Here is an 18,607-nt window from a genome sequence, read left to right on the forward strand (position 1 = left end):
GTCCGGGAACCTGCCGTCTGAAGGTCTGTTATTTAATAGTGGACAAAACTTATCTGGATTTGGGTTGCAAATAAACGCATAGGTTTGTGCGTGAAGCGGTGAAATCTGAATAAGATTTATTTGAAACACGAGAATGTTATGGAAATCAGCCAGTTTCTCTCTTGACTATATTTTCATGTATATGGACAGAGGCTCTTTTGCATGCAAGGCATGCGTCTGTCGCGTAATAAAAAGCCTGATTTCGTGGGTGTTCTTGCCGGTTTGCGCTGTGTCTTAAGTTACCAAAAGGGTTCTGCTCCCAAAAAAGCGAGCAGAACCCAGATGTTATAACAGATTTACAGGCCGAGTTGTTTAAGTGTTTGGCGTGCGCCCTGTGTGCGGAGGCTGCTACGCAGTTTGGTGACATCCTCAACAAACGCCGGATACTGATCCAGACCCCAGCCGGAGAAGACCGGCATGGTCAGGCCAGCAGCCAGATCGTCTTTCAGCGCCAGTTCTCTGGCTGCATCAGGCAGGCCGGGTTCAGAAATTTTGTAGGTTTTGTGGCTTTCTGTCTCGCCGCGTAGATATTCCAGGAAGCAGGCGACACCAAAGGCAACGCGCCGATGGTCCTTGCCGCCTTTCAGAACGCCCTTGACGGTGTCGGTCCAGAAAACCGGCAGCTTGGAGGCGCTGTCTGAGGCGATGCGCAGAAGCTGGTCACCCACAGCGGGATTGCGGAAACGGTGCAGAATCTGACGCGCATACTCGCTCAGGGACACACCTTTCGGCGGGGTGATGAGCGGACTGGCATCATTGGCCAGAAACTGCTCAAGCAGGGTGACAAGCCCGTCGTCCGCCATGGCGTGCGGCACGGTGTCGTAATCCATCAGCACGCCGGGCAGGGCGAGCATGGAGTGGGAGGCGTTGAGCATGCGCAGTTTGACCTGCTCATACGGGCCGACGTCATCCGTAAATTCCACGCCAACCGCTTCCAGTTCCGGGCGGCCTGCGCAGAATTTGTCCTCAATGACCCACTGGGTGAAGTCTTCCGCAAACAGCGGCATCTGGTCCGCGATGCCGCTCATGTCGTCCAGCCGGGTAATGTCGGCTTCGGAAACGGACGGGGTGATGCGGTCCACCATGGTGGAGGGAAAGGTCACGTTTTCTTTGATCCACGCGCCCAGAGCCGGGTCCCGCGCTTCTGCAAAGGAGCAGAAGGCCGTGCGGGCGACGGTGCCGTTGTCGCGCAGATTGTCGCACGTCATGACGGTGAAGGGGCCGACGCCACTATCACGCCGCAGGCGCAGGGCTTCCGTCACCAGACCGAAAGCGGTTTCCGGCACGTCGCGCTTGAGATCTTCCGCAATGGCAGGATCATTCAGCATGAACTTGCCACTGGCATCCACATAATAGCCGCCTTCTGTAATGGTCAGGCTGACAATTTTAATGGCGGGGTCGGCCAGCCGTTTGATGGCGGCGGCGCGGTCCTTCGCGGCCTGCACATATTCGGTAATAGCCCCCAGAACGCGGATGGTGTGCGTGTTGTCCGGGGCAAATTCCGTCAGCGTATACAGGCCGTCCTGTTCCGCCATGATTGCGGCGCGGCGTGTTTCCCGCGCATTGTCACGCAGCCCGACGCCCACAATGGCCCAGTCCTGCTGGCCGGGGCGCGCCAATACCCGATCAACATACATCGCCTGATGCGCCCGGTGGAAGTTGCCGACGGCCAGATGGGCAATGCCCGGTGTGGTCTTCTGGCGGTCATAGGCGGGGGTGAGAACCTGCGGCGGAAGCTGTTTGAGGGTGGTATTGGAAAGGGCAATCATGAAATCGGCGTACCTCGTTCTGTTTTCAGACAGATCTGGTGCAGGCTAAAAATCTTTCAATCACAGCGCACTGGATGGCTGTGCTGCACAGGGTGCGGTGCCCGGTTTGCGGGCGGGAAAGGCCTGACCATGGGAGACTATACCATGGTTGCGCAGAAAAATCCCGGTGAGATGCCGCTTGAAACTCTCCGCACTTTCCGTTATGTCAGCGCCTTCGTTACACGCGTCCGGGCTTGTGGGGCATGCCCGGCCGTGTTTTGCCGCTCTGGCAACAGAGGGGCGCGGTTCGAGCTTTCAGGAGTAAAGAAATGCCCAAGATGAAGACCAAGTCGTCGGTCAAAAAGCGGTTCAAAATCACCGCAACCGGCAAGGTGCTCTCAGGTCCGTGCGGTAAACGTCACGGCATGATCAAGCGTCCGCAGAAAATGAAGCGCACCAACCGTGGCGCACAGGTGATGACACCGCAGGACGGTCGTACCGTCAAGCAGTGGGCACCCTACGGGCTGGTTTGAGGAGCATCTGAGATATGGCACGTGTAAAACGCGGTGTAACAACCCACGCTCGTCACAAAAAAGTCCTGGACATGTCCAAGGGCTTCCGTGGCCGGTCTTCTACAAACTATCGCATTGCTCTGGAACGGCTTGAAAAGTCTCTCCAGTACGCATACCGCGATCGCCGGAACAAGAAGCGCGAATTCCGCGCTCTGTGGATCCAGCGTATCAATGCTGCTGTGCGTGAGCACGGCCTGACTTACAGCCGTTTCATCAACGGTCTGGACAAGGCTGGCATTGAAATCGACCGTAAAGTTCTGGCCGCCATCGCTTTTGATGACGCAGCAACGTTTGCGGAAATCGTGAAGAAAGCTCAGGCCGCTCTGGCTGCCTGAGGCTTCTGGCCGATTTGTCCTGAAAAAGGCCGTCCGCAAGGGCGGCCTTTTTTGTTCCGGCGGCTGTTTTTCTGGCTAAGGGGTTTTCTCTGCGCGGCTGAGCGGCTATCCGCCTCCTAGCATTTTCCCCTCTCGTGTGAGGTTTCATGAGCGACGATCTTGAGATTCTCCGGCAGGACGTCCTGTCGGAACTGGCCGGTGCGGCCGATATGCGGGCATGGGATGCCGTGCGTGTTGGCACACTGGGTAAATCAGGCCGCCTGACGGCGTTGCTCAAGGCACTGGGGAAAATGGCCCCGGACGAGCGCAAGGCGCGTGGCGTGGCGCTGAACCGCCTACGCGATGACCTGACGCGGGCCATTGAGGACCGTGGGCGTGAGCTGGAAGCCGCTGCGCTGGAAGCCCGTCTGGTTGCCGAGCGTGTGGATGTCAGCCTGCCGCCGCCCGTGACGGCACAGGGGGCTATTCACCCCATCAGCCGTGCTGTGGAGGAAATGACCGCCATTTTCGGAGCCATGGGCTTCAGCGTGGCGGAAGGGCCGGATATCGAGACGGACTGGCATAACTTCTCCGCCCTGAACACGCCGGACCATCACCCCGCCCGGACTGACCATGATACGTTCTATCTGCCGCCCGTGCCGGGGCTGGATGTGGCGCGCGTGCTGCGCACCCAGACCTCTGGCGTGCAAATCCGCACCATGCTCAGCCAGAAGCCGCCGATCCGCGTGATCTGCCCCGGCCGGACCTATCGTGCTGACCATGACGCGACCCATTCTCCCATGTTCCACCAGTGCGAAGGTCTGGTGGTCGGGCAGGGCATTACGCTGGGGCACCTCAAGGGCTGCCTGATTGAGTTTCTGCGGGTGTTTTTTGACAAGCCGGATCTGCCGGTGCGGTTCCGCTCCTCCTACTTCCCGTTTACCGAACCCTCCATGGAGGTCGATATCGGCTGGTCTCGCCGCACGGGTGAGATTGGTGGCGGGGAAGACTGGCTGGAAGTGCTGGGCTCCGGCATGATTCATGCCCGCGTGCTGGCCAACTGTGGTCTGGACCCGCGTGAATGGCAGGGCTTTGCCTTCGGGATGGGGGTTGAACGCCTGACGATGCTGAAGAACGGCATTCCGGATCTGCGTTCGTTCTATGAGAGTGATATTCGCTGGTTGCGTCATTACGGGTCCGACCCGCTTGCGCCCGCACTGCTGCACGAAGGGGTGTAAGACATGAAATTTACGCTTTCATGGCTGTATGACCATCTTGAAACCTCAGCCACGGTTGAGGAAATCTGCGCCAAGCTGAACCAGATTGGCCTTGAGGTTGAAGGGGTGGAAAACCCCGGTGCTGCGCTGGAACCGTTCCTGACCGCCCGTATTCTGGAAGCCACCCAGCACCCGAATGCCGACCGTCTGCAGGTCTGCCGTGTGGATGCCGGGCCGGGCATGAATGATGTGCAGGTTGTGTGCGGTGCGCCGAACGCGCGCGCCGGTCTGGCGGTCATTTTTGCAAAGCCGGGCACGTATGTGCCGGGGCTGGATATCACCATTAAGGCGGGCAAGATCCGTGGTGAAGCCAGCGGCGGTATGCTGTGCTCCCTGCGTGAGCTGGGCATGGGTGAAGATACTGGCGGCATTGCGGAACTGCCTGAGGATACGCTCCCCGGTCAGTCCTATGCCGATTTTGCCGGTCTGGACGATGTGGTGATTGAAATTGCCATTACCCCCAACCGGGGTGATGCGCTGAGCGTGCGCGGGATTGCGCGTGATCTTGCTGCTGCTGGTCTGGGCACGTTGCGTCCGTGGATGGCCGAGGCTGTTGAAGGGACGTTTGAGTCCCCCATCACGTGGGAAAATTCCTATCCGGAAGCCTGCCCGTGGGTGCTGGGGCGCACCATTCGTGGTGTGAAGAATGGTCCCAGCCCGGAATGGCTGCGTCGCAAGCTGGAAAGCATTGGTCTGCGGTCCATTTCCACGCTGGTGGATATTACCAATTACTTCTGTTTTGATCTTGGCCGCCCGTTGCATGTCTTTGATGTTAAAAAACTTTCAGGCAGCCGTCTGACGCTGTGTCATGGTGCCGGAGAGACCTTCAAAGCGCTGGACGGGCAGGACTATACGGTCACGCCGGATGACTGCGTGATTACCGATGCCAACGGTGTGCAGTCCGTTGCAGGCATTATGGGCGGGGACGCCTCCGGTGCGGATGAGGGCACGACAGACGTGTTCGTGGAATGTGCACTGTTTGACCCCGTGCATATTGCGCTGAGCTGCCGCCGTCTGGGTCTGTCTTCTGATTCCAGCTATCGCTTTGAGCGCGGTGTAGACCCGGCTCTGCCTGTGGCGGCTATGGAAGCCGCAACCCGCATGATTATTGAGCTGTGCGGCGGTGAGGCCAGTGAGGTTGTCTCTGCTGGTGAGCAGCCCAAATGGCAGCGGGACGCCACGCTGCGGTTTAATCGTGTGCGGGATCTGGGTGGGCTGGATGTGCCTGCCGAGGAAAGTGTCGCACTGCTCGAAAAGCTGGGCTTTGAGGTTCAGGAAAAGACCGAGACCCATGTGCGGGCCAGCGTCCCGTCCTGGCGCAATGACATTGCCCAGAAGCCGGTTCTGGCTCAGGGCCGTGATCTGCCGGCTGATCAGGCCGCTCGCGCGGCCGAAGGTGTGGAGCTGATTGAAGCCGAGAGCGATCTGGTGGAAGAAGTGCTGCGCCTGAAAGGGCTGGACGCTGTGCCGCCGGTGCCGCTGCCGTCTGTCAGCGTGGTGCCTGCTGTGGCCCTTACGCCGCGTCAGGTGCGGGCAGCGCGGGCGCGCCGGGTTCTGGCTGCGCGTGGACTGGTGGAAACGGTTGGGTTCTCCTTTGTCTCGCATGAGGATGCGCTGCGCTTTGGTGGCGCACCGGACACCCTGCGTCTGCTGAATCCCATCGCCTCTGATCTGGACCAGATGCGCCCCACGCCCATGGTCAACCTGGTTGCGGCCAGCCAGCGCAATGCCGCGCGGGGCTGGGCGGATATCGGCCTGTTTGAAATTGGGGCCGGGTTCTCGGAAGACGGGCAGCAGCAGATTGCCGCAGGCCTCCGCGCGGGCCATACGCCGCGCTATCCGGGGCAGGTCAGCACGGCTGTGTCTCTGTGGACCGCCAAGGCGGATGCGCTGGAACTGCTCACGCAGCTGGGTGTCTCTGTTGAAGGCCTGAGTGCGACGCCGGATGCGCCGTCCTGGTATCATCCGGGCCGGTCTGGCGTGCTGCGTCAGGGGCCGAAAATGGTGCTGGGCTACTTTGGTGAACTGCATCCGTCTCTGTTGCAGGCGGAAGGTATTGACGTGCCGGTGGTGGGTTTTGAAATCCTGCTGGATGCCGTGCCGGAGCCGAAGCGCCGCCGGAAGGCCGCGCCGAAACTCTCAGCCTTCCAGCCTGTGCGGCGTGACTTTGCCTTTGTGGTGGCGCGCGACGTGCCGGGTGAAAAACTGCTGAAAGCCGTGAAGGGTGCGGACCGCAACCTTGTGTCCGATGTCAGCCTGTTTGACCTGTATGAAGGCGAGCATGTGCCGGAAGGCCATCGTTCCATGGGGGTGGAAGTCACCTTGCAGCCCGTAGACAAAAGCCTGACGGATGCGGAACTGGAAGCTGTTTCCGAGCGTATTGTGGCAGCTGTCGCCAAAGCAACAGGGGCAACCCTGCGCTAAGCAGGGCAGCATGACAGAAACCGGAAGCGGAGAGCAGCAGGTATGACACACCGGACGACACTCCTGAAACATGGGGCAAAGCTGGCGCTGCTTTCTGCCACGGTGCTTCTGTGCGGCACGCAGAGCCTGCGGGCGGAAGAGATTACCGGGGCAGGGTCCAGCTTTGCGGCCCCGCTTTATCAGGCATGGTCTGCGGCTTCGTCAGGAAGCACCGGGGTACGGGTCAATTACCAGACCATCGGCTCCGGGGCCGGGCAGAACATGGTGCTGGCTGGTACGGTGGATTTCGGGGCTTCTGATGCGCCAATGGCACCGGAAAAGCTGGAGACCGGGCATCTCATGCAATTTCCCACAGGCATTGGCGGCATTGTGGTGATTGTGAATGTGCCCGGAGTGCCTGATGGGGCATTACGGCTGACAGGGCCTGTGCTGGCTGGTCTGTATGATGGCAGTATCAGCACGTGGAATGATCCGCGCATTGTGGCACTGAACCCGAACCTCAAGCTGCCTGATCTGCCGGTGGCCCCGCTGCACCGGGCGGATGGGTCTGGCACGACCTTTGTGTTTACGGATTACCTTGGCCGGGTGTCTCCCGAATGGAGCACGTCCGTCGGGCGTGGGACATCGGTTGACTGGCCAGTCGGGTCTGGCACACGTGGGAATGACGGCATTGCGTCCTACGTGGCCAATACGGAAGGCAGCATAGGCTACGTGGAATATGCGTATGCCGAGCGTAATCACCTGCCGATGGTGCAGTTGCAGAACAAGGCTGGCGGCTTTGTGACAGCCTCGGCAGAGAGTTTTGCTAAAGCGGCAGACTCTGCTGTGTGGGACGATAAGACCCTGACAGCACCCTTGTCTGACACTCAGGGCGAGGGGGCGTGGCCCATTGTGACCACAACCTATGTTCTGGTGCCGCAGCGTCTGGCCGGCACCGCGCATGGGCAGGCTGTCCAGACGTTCTTCCGCTGGGGGCTGACACATGGTGAGGAGGCCAGCCGCAAGCTGGATTACGTGCCTATCCCCGAGCGGGTGAAAACCATGGCGCTCGGGCGGCTGGATCAGCTTGTGCATCCGGGAACGCCTGCGGAATAGCATCCCGAGGCTTTTGACGGCTTAAGTGTCGAGAGATTAACATAGAAAAGGGCGGACACATCATGTGCCCGCCCTTTTTGTTGTATATCGGCTCGGCCTGGCAGGCTGGCGTCAGTGCGGTGTATTCAGGCGCAGGCTGTTGCCGGCGAAAGAGAGGCTGCCTCTTTGGCGTCCTCTGCCTTAGTGCCCAGCAGATAGGGGGCTGCGGCCAGAATTTCCACAGCGAGCAACCGGCTTGTGGAAGATGCTGCCGGAAGCAGCGGAAGCGTTGCGCACCCATTGGTCCAGCAGCCTGCTGCGTTCTCTGGTGCATGCCAGCCGGACAGAGTGCTGTCTGTCAGGTGTGAGGTCAGCCTGTACGGTGTGCCAGCCTGCACGCACGTCAGGCTGCCAACCAGCACACCGAGCGTCCGGCGGTCATCTACAAAGGGGCCGATGCTGTCAGAGGGACGGCTTGCGCGTGAGATCAGAGAAACCTCAGTCACGTTTGGTGGGAGAAGAAAAATGGAGCGGTCCTGTTCGGTGCGCAGAGGGCGGAGGTGTGTGCCGGTTGAAGTGAGCAGATGCAGGTTCGCATCCTGCGTGGTCTGACGCGGGAGCGTGGAGGCCAACAGACCAAGGGTCTGAGCGCGAGCCCTGAAGGTGTTAAACAGCGGTTCGACATCCTGCCGGGCAACGGTCAGGGTGGCGGCGCTATCCTGCGCCCATGTTTTGGGAGCAGAGGGGAAGCACGTCAGCGGGCCCGGCTGGGTGAATCTGCGGCGGTTGCCCGTATCCAGATAGCTTTCCGTCAGAGTTCCGTTTGCACGGATGACGGCATGCTGCGCTGTTTCAATATGGAAGCAGTCATACTGGCTGATTGTGGTGTCGTAGAGAATGGACGCACCATTCACCAGCATACGCACGGGCACAAAACAGCCATCAAAATAGAAGCAATGTTCGGGGGTTACGAGCAGATCTTCAAACGGCACATTATCGGCAAAGGCGTTTTTCAGAATGCGGACCGGGCAGCCCGCGTCATCCGGGGCCAGACCGGGTTGTACCGTGACAGGGCGCTTGCCGACCCAAATGATCTCCCGTAGTTCGGCATGGCCTTTGTCATAGGTCATGACCTCATCCCCAATGCGGAGATCTTCCACGCGTTTCAGAGCGCCTTCGGCTTCTATCAGCGCGCCGGGCAGGAAGCAGACGACGACTTCGAGCTGGACCGTGCCATTATCCGCTTTGCCCAGTGTGAGGTGGGAGAGGTCGGACGAACTGAAGGTCAGGGTGTAGCTGGTCTGGCCATCGGTTACTGTTGCGGTGTTGCCGAAAACACTGAGCGTGGCAGTCCCATCATCGGTGAGGGATGACAGGTCCAGCGTGTTACCGATTGTGAAGTTGGCAAGTGTGGCGGCAAACGTGGAGGGGGACTGAAGGGTCAGCTTGCCGGTGTTGTCACTGAAGGTGATGGTCTCTGTGGAGGGGGCGGCCCCGTCCAGCACCAGAGAGGCGCCGCTTGTAATGGTGACGTTCTGGTAGGACTGGTTGCCGGAAAGCGTCCACGCGCCGGCGACCGTCATGGTCTGGAAATTTTGTGCGCCGTCAAACGTGCCGGAACCGGAGAGATTGACCGTATTCATGCCGCCGCCGCCATCCACCGTGCCCGTGATGACCGAGCCGGTCTCGATGTTCAGCGTGTCATTCCCATCCCCAAGCAGAATGGCGTCTGTGGTGCCGGAAATGGTGCCGGAGTTGGTAATGGTGTCATCCTTATCGTCATTGATATGGATGCCGTAGCCGTCCAGCCCCTGAATGGTGCCATCATTGACCAGCGTTGTGGCGTAAGGGGCATAGCCCTGACTGCTGTTATCAATCAGGATCCCGTTCTGTGCACCGCTGATGGTTGCACCCGCATGGTTGGTAATGCTGCCACCGCCCAGCGCCAGACCTTCGCTGGTGTTTGGGTAGCCATCGCTCCCGTTGCCGCCAGCGCCGGTGCCCTGAATGGTGCCGTAATTGTCGATAATGGAGTAGCTGTCGATATCCACGCCATCACCATCACCCGTGCCGGACCCATCGTAAGCGCCGGTGATCGTGCCGTAATTGGTGACAGTGCCCGTGCCGTCCGAGCCAACGCCGGAGCCGTCTCGTCCGGTAATTTCGCCGCCAGCTTCATTCACCACCACAACATCTGTGCTGCTGGTAATGCCGTGCCGCGCAGCGGAAATGGTGCCGGAATTGTTAACGGTGCCGGAATGGTCCTGAAAATCGATGCCGTCATTCTTGGTGGCGCCGTTTGCGCCATCTGCGTAAATCTCACCGGCGTTGTTGATAACGGCGTTTTCACCGGGCCGTATGGCGTCCGCGTCTGTTGATTTGATCACGCCGGTTGCGGTGTTGGTGATGGTGATGCTGGAAGCAGTTGCCAGTGAGTCGAAGTCGATCGCCTGCCCATCGGTTGTGGAATCAATCGTGCCACTATTGGTCAGGGCAATGGTGGCGGAGGGCATATCCGCATCAATCCGCACGCCATCATCAGAGCCTTCGATGGTGCCGGTATTGTTGATGGTCAGGTTTGCCCCGGAGACGGTTGCTGCTGTGCCGCTGGCTGTCGCGTCAATCCCGCGTTTGCCGGTGGACTGAAGTGTGCCGCTGTTTTCAATATCGAGTGTTTCGACGGAATCCAGATCAACAGACACCGTGGTTTTGCTGGTGCTGAGGGTGTTTGTGTTGGAATAGGTCTGGTCAGAATTCAGGGTAACCGTGTTGCTGCTCACGTCAGGCGTCCTCACTGGCTGGAGAAGCGTCCTGTAGCAAGTCTGATTGTCCCGAATAGAGGCTCGGAAGGTGATGTGTTAATATTTAACAAAACTAACTTTAATCTTTAACAAAACCTTCACTGGCGCTGTGTGGGGTGGGGTTTTGTCCTCCTGCAAGATGCGTCTTGCGGGGGATATATGCAGTCATCCAGTACTCATCCCATTGTTGTCCCGACTTTCATCCACAGATTCTGTGGATAAAGCGGGCCGGGAAGGGTTATTGGAGCCAGACCTGTGAGAAAAAGAGCTTATTGACCTGAGTGTAAAAGAAATTCTTCAGGCGCGGCGAGGTGATGATGACATCATCTTTCTCAATCGCCGGGGCGATGGGGGCCTGTTCCATGACCAGATGGTCTACTTCCCGCCAGAGCTCATCCGTTTGGTGCTGGGTGAGGGAGACATCCGTTTTGGCACGGTCCATGAGCGCCTGAATGCGTTTGTCACAAAAGCCGGGGATGTTGATGGAACTGTCCGAATTGGGGTGGAAGTTCTCACAGCCCAGCAGGTCATCCAGAAAGTTGGAGGGGGACGGATAGTCCGCTGACCAGTCCTTCAGGGCAATCTGCACGTGATTGCCGGAGTTCTGCATGTAATTGAACGCCATGGAACTGCTGAGCGGGCGGAGCGTGGCCTGATAGCCAAGGTTTTGCAGCATGTCGCGCAGCCATGTGCCCATGGCGTAATCGATGCTCGTATTGGCTGTAACCAGCGTGACGTGCTGCCCGGCGGTCCCGCTTTCCCGCACCAGAGCACGGGCCTTTTCCAGATCCGGCGCAGACCATTGTGCGGCAGGCGCGGCGGGTGAGGCGCCGCGGGTGTAGAAGCACTGGTCCGACGCGACGGGGAAGGAGGAAGGCAACATCCCGCACAGAGGCCGGGCAATGCCGGGGCCGCCATACAGAATGACCATCGCCTTGCGGTTGAGTGCGTAATTAACGGCCTGCCGTGCCTTAAGCTGGTTGAAGGGCGGCAAATTGACGTTCATCGGGATGAAATACATGGCCGGATGGGGTGCGACATGGGTTTGCGCCGTAAAGCGGCTGCCCAGTTCCCCCAGCCTGTCCATGGGAACGGTGTCCGCCAGCCAGTCATACTGACCATTTTCAACAGCAGTCACGGCGGCTTCATCCGGAATGCCGAAGCTATATTCTATGCGGTCCGGGTAGCCCTCGGGCTGGGCTTGGGCATCCCACACCCGGAAATACGGGTTGCGGTCCAGATGCAGGAATTTGTTCGGGTCATAGGTGGTGATCCGATATGGCCCTGTGCTGGGGGCGGCTACGTTGCCAAGATCATGGTCCGGGGTTTCGGCTGGGAGAATGACGGCATGCGTGAAGGCCAGCTTTTGCAGAAATTCCGTATCGGGCCGGGCAAGGTGGAAGGTGACGGTGCGGTGTGCCGGGTCTTCCGTAATGCCGTCCTTGAGTGTGCAGGTTGCGGGGCTGCGCAGGCAGGCATCGGCTCCGGTAATAGCAGAATAGAAGGAGCCTGCCGTTGGAGAGCCAACCCGGAAAATGCGCCGGAAGGAGGCTGCAACATCTGCCGTGGTCAGGGGCTGACCGTTGGAAAAACGGATGTCCGGGCGGAGGGTGAAGACATAGGTCAGGCCGCCATCCTGCGGGGCAGGGAGCGTTTCGGCCAGATCGGGCACAACATCATTGCCTCGGGGGCCGGTTACTTTGCGGAAGGTCGTCAGACCGTCATACACGACGGCATAGAGATTGATGTATTTGCTGGTGTAATTGATCTGCGGGTCCAGCGTGCCGCCGGACGCTGCGGCGACCAGCCTGAGCGTGCCACCCCGATGGGCCGCCAGCGTTTCAGGCGTTTGGTCAACGGCTGTTTGGGCTATGGCCGTTACCATGCTGGCGGTTGTTGTCAGGCCAGCCAGCAGGACGGCGGAACAGGAACGGTGCACGCCCCGGTGCATGAGGGTGCGGAAGGCGCGCATTCCTGCTCCTCTTTTAAGGCTTGTCGGCCGGGGCTTCGTTAACCGCAGGCTGATCAGTCTGCCCCGGAGGCGGGTCCATAAGGTGAGAGAAGTTCCTGTAGAGGGAACTGACCAGAAAAATGCCCAGAATTAGCGTGGCGATGACAATGCCAAGCCGCACGAGTTTGCCTTGCATAAGCCTGCGGCTCCTTAGCGCTGTGTCGTGGGATTGGTGGGAGGGCGGTACCAGCTCGGCCCGCGTTCCCCATGATGCGTTCTGGGGTGGTAGTAGTGATGATCATGATCATCCGCGCAAGCGCCAAGCCCCAGCAAGCCCAGCAGGAACAGGCCGGGCATCATCAACCGTGCAGAAATAGGAAAACGTTTCATCAGGCAACCATACCGGGATTTGGAGTGGGACGAAAGGGATGTGTGTCAGGCCCCGGCCACGCCGTTGCCCACCATATCCAGCGGGTTAACCAGCCTGTCAAAGGCCTCGCCGTCCAGATAGCCTGACTGCACGGCAGCCTCCCGCAGGCTGAGGTTCTGCTCCATGGCCCGATGCGCAATGTCCGCCGCTTTATCATACCCGATAGCGGGGCTGAGAGCGGTGACGAGCATGACGGAGCCATTCACATACTGAGCAAGACGCGGCTCATTCAGTTCCGTTCCTTCCACGGAGAAAACTCTGAAGTTCCGGCAGCCATCCGCCAGAATACGGATGCTGTGCAGACAGTTGGCCAGAATGACCGGGCGCATCACGTTCAGGTCCAGCTGACCCTGGCTGGCGGCAAAACCCACGGTGGCATCATTGCCCAGAACCTGTGAGGCGATCATCACCATGGCTTCACACTGGGTCGGGTTAACCTTGCCGGGCATGATGGAAGAGCCGGGTTCATTTTCCGGCAGATGCAGTTCTCCCAGTCCGCAGCGCGGGCCGGAGGCCAGCAGGCGCATATCATTGGCAATTTTCAGGAGGGGGACCGCCAGCCCGCGTAAGCCCGCAGAGGCCCGGACCATGGCGTCCAGCCCACCCAGAGCCGCGAATTTGTTGGGAGCGGTGACAAACGGGCGGCCTGTCAGCTCGGCAATCTTGCTGGCAATGGCTTTGCTGAAGCCTGCGGGGGCGTTCAGCCCGGTGCCGACGGCGGTGCCACCCGCAGCAAGCTGGTACAGGCCCTCGCGTGCGGTGCGCAGGTTGCCCAGAGCATCTTCCAGCATACAGGCCCAGCCGGACCATTCCTGCCCGACGGTAAGTGGCACGGCGTCCTGCAGGTGGGTGCGGCCAATTTTGACAACATTCATCCACTGCTCGGCTTTGCTCTGGATGCTGTCGCTCAGGGCTTCCACAGCGGGGATCAGCCGGTCTTCTATTTCCAGCAGCGTGACGACATGCATGGCCGTGGGAAAGGAGTCATTGCTCGACTGACCCATGTTGACGTCATCATTCGGATGCACCGGCGTTTTGGAGCCGACTTCACCCCCCGCAAGCTGGATGGCCCGGTTGGCGATGACCTCATTCAGATTCATGTTCGTCTGGGTGCCGGAGCCTGTCTGCCAGACATAGAGGGGGAAATGTGCGTCCAGCTTACCGGCACAGATTTCATCCGCCACGCGGGCAATCAGATCAGCCTTCCATTGTGGCATCCGCCCGTCTGCCGCGTTGACTAGCGCCGCGGCTTTTTTCACCACCGCATAGGCATGGCAGAGGGGCAGGGGCATGTGGTCTTCCCCAATGGAAAAATGCACGAGACTACGCTGGGTCTGTGCCCCCCAGTATTTGTCTGCGGGCACTTTGATTTCGCCCATAGAGTCCCGCTCCATGCGGAACCCCGTTGCAGTCAGGCCTACTGGGCAGTCTGTGATTTTGGGTGATGAGTTCATGATACGCATCCCGATTGTTCATGCCGGCCTCATGCCGTGGTGCGGAGGTCTGGCGTCCTTTTTCCAATATGGGGTGTGGCATAGCTGCCGCATGTCAGAATAAAGTCACATTGCAGCGAGGCTCACCCCACGACAGAGCCCTTCTGCAAGGCAGGAAACGCACCGGGGGCGGTAGGTTTTCGCCAAAAGAGTGTGTTAAAAGACACTCACATTCTGGAACGTCTGCCTTTCTGGTGCCTTATCACCGTGTAACAGGAAGATCTGATTGCAGAATAATCTGGCTGGAGGAGCAAAGAGGGTATGGCGGTAACGGGTTTGGCTGCGGTACTGCTTGCCATTGCGCTTCTTCTTGTCATTGTCAGCACGGTGCAGCCTATTGCCCGCAGGCTGGAGCTGTCTGAAACCGTGCTGCTGGCTATTGTCGGCATTATTATTGGCAGTCTGGCGGACCTCGCCCTGCGCACCACGCATACGTCTGCGCTGAACGGCATTGCGGAAACGCTGCTCGATTTTCCCATCAACAGTGAAGCGTTCCTGCTGATCTTCCTGCCTGTGCTGGTTTTTCAGGGCGCGCTGGCCATTGATGTGCGGCGTCTGGCGCATGAGGCCGCGACGGTGCTGCTGCTGGCTGTGGTGGCTGTTGTGGTCTCTACAGGTGCGATCGGGCTGGCGCTGTATCCGTTTGCAGAAATGCCGCTGGTGGTCTGCCTGCTGCTGGGCTCCATTGTGGCGACGACCGACCCGTCCGCTGTGGCCGGGATTTTCCGCGATATCGGGGCCGCAACGCGGCTGACCCGTCTGGTGGAAGGTGAGGCGCTGCTGAATGACGCGGCGGCAATTTCCATCTTCTCCATTCTGCTGCCGTCCGTCACGCTGCACCATGCCATTCATCCCGGCGAGGCGGTGATCTCGTTCGTGATCTCCTTTGTTGGCGCACTGATTGTGGGTGTGGTGTTCGGGCAGTTGACCCTGATGATGATTACGGCCCTCGGTGGCTCGGCAGCGGCGGAAATTACGCTGACCGTGGCACTCCCTTATGTGGCCTATATTGTTTCTGACGAATTTCTGGGCGTATCCGGCGTGGTTGCCACGGCGGCTGCCGGGCTGACGCTGTCGGTCTACGGGCCATCCACGGTCCGACCGCAAACATGGCTTTTCCTCAACCAGCTCTGGCAACAGCTTGTGTTCTGGGCCGGGTCTCTGGTGTTCGTACTGGCCTCCATGCTGGTGCCGCATCTGCTGGTGGGCATGACCCGCTGGGACTGCGTGCTGATCCTGATTGCCAGCGTTGCAGGGCTGGCTGCGCGTGGGGCGGTGGTGTTTGGTCTGCTGCCTTTCCTCGCCATGACCAAGCTGGCGCCCCCTGTGCCGACACCATTCAAGGTCACCATGGTCTGGGGCGGTCTGCGCGGGGCCATTACGCTGGCGCTGGCGCTGGCTGTGACGGAGAACGAGCGCGTCTCCACGCCAGTGGCCCACTTTATCGGTATTCTCGCAACCGGATTCGTGCTGATTACGCTGCTGCTGAATGGCACGACGCTGCGGTCTCTGGTGCTGTTCCTCAAGCTCGACAAACTCTCACCCATTGATGAAGCCATGCGGCATCAGGTGCTGAGCATTGGTCTGGAAAATGTGAAGGACCGGGCTGAAAAGCTGGCGGACGGCCTTGGCTTTTCCACCGATGCGACCGGCACCGTCATTGAGCAGGTGGACCGCCGCGCGCATGAGGAGCAGGCTGCTAACTCCTTCGATACCGCGCTGGGGGATACACAGCGCGTGAATCTGGCACTGATCACCATTGCCAGTCAGGAACGGTCTGTTCTGCTGGATCTCTTCCGTATTCAGGGCCTGTCCCGCCGGGTGATGGAAACCTTGCTCCGGTCTTCCGAAGCCGCGATTGACGGCGCACGGCTGGAAGGGCGCCTGGGGTATGTGCGGGCGCTCCGTAAGCGGCTGAGCCCGTCTCTGCGCTTTAAGGCCGCGCAGTGGATTCATAAAAACCTGCGCATCGACCGGCCTCTGATGCTGTGCATGGCCGAGCGTTTTGAAATGCTGATGGTGGCGCATTTCGTCTCTATCTCGCTCACGCGCTTTATGAGTGAGCGGCTGGAGCCGACGCTGGGCAGCCGTATTGGTGAGGTTGTGGCGGAGGTACTGCAACGGCAGCGGAAGCTGCTGGATGAGGCGCTGGAAACCCTGCGTCTGCACTATCATGGTTATTCAGAAGCGCTGGAAAACCGGATTTTCCGGCAGATCGTCCTGCGGCTGGAAGGGGAGGAATATGACTCCCTGCTGGCGGAATCTCTGATTAGTGATGAGCTGAACCGTGAGCTGTTGAAAGAGCTGGAACGTCGCCGCCACCGGCTGGACAAGCCGCTGAGCTTTGATCTGCGCAGCGGGATTGAAAGCCGCCTGAAACATGCTGCCGTGTTCCGGGGGCTGCCCAATGCGGAACTGCATGATCTGGCAACCACCACGTCTCTGCGTTTTGTGGCCCCGCAGGAGCTGATCTGCCGCCGTGGGCGCAAGATCCGCAATATCTACTTCATCAGCGCGGGGCTGGCGGAATCGCATGTGGCGGAGCGGGATGTTCTCTACGGTGCAGGGGACCTGATTGGCGCGCTTTCCACCATTAATAACGAGCGGTGCCCGGCCAATATCCGTGCCGTGCAGTTTGGGCATTTCATGGTTATCAGTGCCTCTCGCTTCCGGCGGCTGGTCGAAGAATATCCGCTTGTGCTGGAAAATATTGAACGGCTGCGGCGCAAGCGTGAAGAGGGCGAACGAGCCATCAAGCTGGTGCCCGGGGCCGCTCCGGGCGAGCAGGGCAGTGAACGCCCCGGTGTGGCCGCCAAAGCGTTGCTGAGGCTGGATGGCAAAATGCCGCCGTCTGTGTCTGCGAAGCCTGCGGATGATGCGACGACGGGTGATGAGAAGTCAGAGCCGCCGCCTTCCTCCTCCAACTGAGGCAAAAGGCCAGAGCATTCAGGTGCTCTGGCCTTTTTTTAGTGCAGAATAAATTTTGTTATGATGTCCGTGAGCTTCCCAAACGGAGGCTTGAGGAGTGTTGCGGCGTTGAACCGCCCCTGCTTGTAAATCCCGCGTGGATGGGTGAGGGCGATGAAGCCTTCCTTGCCGTGGTAGGCTCCCATGCCACTGTCTCCCACCCCGCCAAAGGGCAGATCATCCTGAGCGTAGTGCAGCAATGTCCCGTTGAGCGTGACGTTGCCTGACACTGTGCGCTTCAGCAGTTTGTTCCGTTCAACGCGCTTGTCTCCAAAGTAATACAGGGCCAGCGGGCGGGGGCGGGCGTTGATGAAGGCAATCGCTTCATCAAGGTGGCGATAGGTCAGTACAGGCAGGACGGGGCCGAAAATTTCTTCCTGCATGACCGCCATGTCTGGCGTGACATTCAGCAGCAGAACCGGGGCAAGAAGATGTTCGGCAGGTGCATCCTGCCCCAGCCGAATGACCTGTGCTCCTTGTGCCTCAGCATCATGGACCAGACCGCTGAGCCGCTCGTAATGATGCGTATTGAGGATGGCTGTGTAATCGGGTGAGCCGGCATATCCGTTGGGGTGGAGTGTGTGTGCGGCCTCCTGATAGGCTTGTGCAAAACGCTCCTGATCCTGTTCGTGCAGCAGGACATAATCCGGGGCGATGCAGGTTTGGCCGGCGTTGGTCAGTTTGCCGTAGGCTACCCGCTCCGCCGCCTGCGTCATGGAAAAACCGGGTTCAATCACAACGGGAGACTTGCCGCCCAGTTCGAGCGTGACCGGTGTCAGGTTGCGGGCAGCGGCGACAGCCACCTTCTTTCCGACCGCTGTGCTGCCTGTAAACAGCAGATGGTCGAACGGCAGGGCTGAGAAGGCCGCCCCGACGTCCGCATCTCCCAGAACAACGGAAACCTGCTCCGGCGGAAACACAGCCTGAACAATTTTTGCGATGACGGCCGAGGTCGCGGGCGTGAGTTCCGAGGGTTTGAGCATGGCGCGGTTGCCTGCCGCAATGGCCGTGGCCAGCGGAACAAGAGCGAGGGAAACGGGGTAATTCCACGGGGCGATAATGCCCACGACGCCGACCGGCTGACGGATAACCCATGCGCGTCCAAACTGGAAATATGCAGAAACGTGGCGACGTTCCGGCTGCATCCAGTGGCCCACATGCCGGATGAGGTAGGTGATGGACTGCACCAAAGGGATCAGTTCCACAATGGCGCTTTCCCGCTCCGAGCGCTGGCCGAAATCTGTGTTCAGGGCGCGGGTGATTTCTGTGCGTCGCCTTAGAATTTCAGCTTTCAGGCGGCGGAGGGCAGCCCGACGCTGAGCCAGTTCGGGTGGGCCATCTCGCAGGAAGGCGGCGCGCTGTTGGTCGAGAACATGGTGCAATTCAGAAGAGTGTGTGGGGGCGGGAACAGTGTCGGACATTGCGTCCTCCATGTTTACAGGGAAAACTTTTCTGGGCAGGCTATGGAGGAAAACAAATCCGCGTCAATAAAGTTTCTCTTGTAAACATAGGCCTCA

The 18,607-nt window shown here is 59.5% G+C and carries 13 protein-coding genes; 6 read left to right on the forward strand and 7 right to left on the reverse strand.

Features of this window, described 5'->3' with window-relative positions; genetic code table 11:
* Window positions 1–335: 335 nt before the first annotated feature.
* The gene (locus ACHQGU_RS06120) at window positions 336–1,808 is read right to left on the reverse strand and encodes a mannitol dehydrogenase family protein (RefSeq protein WP_395496180.1); all 1,473 of its coding nucleotides are present in this window, start codon (window positions 1,806–1,808) and stop codon (window positions 336–338) included.
* Between the two features lie 308 nt (window positions 1,809–2,116).
* Here ACHQGU_RS06120 and rpmI point away from each other — a divergent pair, with 308 nt between their 5' ends.
* From rpmI to pstS, 5 genes are all read left to right on the forward strand, one after another.
* Window positions 2,117–2,320, forward strand: coding sequence for a 50S ribosomal protein L35 (rpmI, locus tag ACHQGU_RS06125; RefSeq protein ID WP_006557067.1), 204 nt, complete (start codon window positions 2,117–2,119; stop codon window positions 2,318–2,320).
* A 14-nt stretch (window positions 2,321–2,334) separates the two neighbouring features.
* A complete protein-coding gene (rplT, locus tag ACHQGU_RS06130; RefSeq protein WP_025825489.1) occupies window positions 2,335–2,694 on the forward strand; it encodes a 50S ribosomal protein L20 in 360 nt (119 codons plus the stop codon).
* 146 nt (window positions 2,695–2,840) lie between these two features.
* Window positions 2,841–3,911, forward strand: a complete 1,071-nt coding sequence (pheS, locus tag ACHQGU_RS06135) for a phenylalanine--tRNA ligase subunit alpha (RefSeq protein WP_253553255.1) — start codon at window positions 2,841–2,843, stop codon at window positions 3,909–3,911.
* Between the two features lie 3 nt (window positions 3,912–3,914).
* Window positions 3,915–6,374: a phenylalanine--tRNA ligase subunit beta gene (pheT, locus tag ACHQGU_RS06140; protein WP_395496181.1), complete on the forward strand. Its 2,460-nt coding sequence runs from the start codon at window positions 3,915–3,917 to the stop codon at window positions 6,372–6,374.
* 42 nt (window positions 6,375–6,416) lie between these two features.
* Complete coding sequence (gene pstS / locus ACHQGU_RS06145) at window positions 6,417–7,469, forward strand: phosphate ABC transporter substrate-binding protein PstS (protein ID WP_395496182.1); 1,053 nt, start codon at window positions 6,417–6,419, stop codon at window positions 7,467–7,469.
* A gap of 125 nt (window positions 7,470–7,594) precedes the next feature.
* Here the strand turns inward: pstS and ACHQGU_RS06150 are convergent, their stop codons facing one another.
* The 5 genes from ACHQGU_RS06150 to fumC all read right to left on the reverse strand — a co-directional run bounded on the left by ACHQGU_RS06150 (window position 7,595) and on the right by fumC (window position 14,084).
* On the reverse strand, window positions 7,595–10,228 hold the full coding sequence (locus ACHQGU_RS06150) for a Hint domain-containing protein (RefSeq protein WP_395496183.1): 2,634 nt from the start codon (window positions 10,226–10,228) through the stop codon (window positions 7,595–7,597).
* Between the two features lie 259 nt (window positions 10,229–10,487).
* Window positions 10,488–12,221 (reverse strand): ABC transporter substrate-binding protein, encoded by a 1,734-nt coding sequence (locus ACHQGU_RS06155; RefSeq protein ID WP_395496185.1) that lies wholly within the window; start codon window positions 12,219–12,221, stop codon window positions 10,488–10,490.
* Between the two features lie 13 nt (window positions 12,222–12,234).
* Window positions 12,235–12,396, reverse strand: a complete 162-nt coding sequence (locus ACHQGU_RS06160; RefSeq protein ID WP_156470204.1) for a hypothetical protein — start codon at window positions 12,394–12,396, stop codon at window positions 12,235–12,237.
* 14 nt (window positions 12,397–12,410) lie between these two features.
* Window positions 12,411–12,590: a hypothetical protein gene (locus ACHQGU_RS06165; RefSeq protein WP_156470205.1), complete on the reverse strand. Its 180-nt coding sequence runs from the start codon at window positions 12,588–12,590 to the stop codon at window positions 12,411–12,413.
* A 45-nt stretch (window positions 12,591–12,635) separates the two neighbouring features.
* Entirely contained in the window at window positions 12,636–14,084 is a 1,449-nt protein-coding gene (fumC, locus tag ACHQGU_RS06170) for a class II fumarate hydratase (protein ID WP_395496187.1), read from the reverse strand.
* 300 nt (window positions 14,085–14,384) lie between these two features.
* Between fumC and ACHQGU_RS06175 the strand changes: the two genes are divergently transcribed.
* Window positions 14,385–17,051, forward strand: coding sequence for a cation:proton antiporter (locus ACHQGU_RS06175; RefSeq protein ID WP_395496188.1), 2,667 nt, complete (start codon window positions 14,385–14,387; stop codon window positions 17,049–17,051).
* Between the two features lie 38 nt (window positions 17,052–17,089).
* Here the strand turns inward: ACHQGU_RS06175 and ACHQGU_RS06180 are convergent, their stop codons facing one another.
* Window positions 17,090–18,511, reverse strand: a complete 1,422-nt coding sequence (locus tag ACHQGU_RS06180; RefSeq protein WP_395496189.1) for a coniferyl aldehyde dehydrogenase — start codon at window positions 18,509–18,511, stop codon at window positions 17,090–17,092.
* Between the last annotated feature and the right edge of the window lie 96 nt (window positions 18,512–18,607).

It is taken from the genome of Acetobacter sp. KSO5 (assembly GCF_044094635.1).
Classification (GTDB): Bacteria; Pseudomonadota; Alphaproteobacteria; order Acetobacterales; family Acetobacteraceae; genus Acetobacter; species Acetobacter cerevisiae.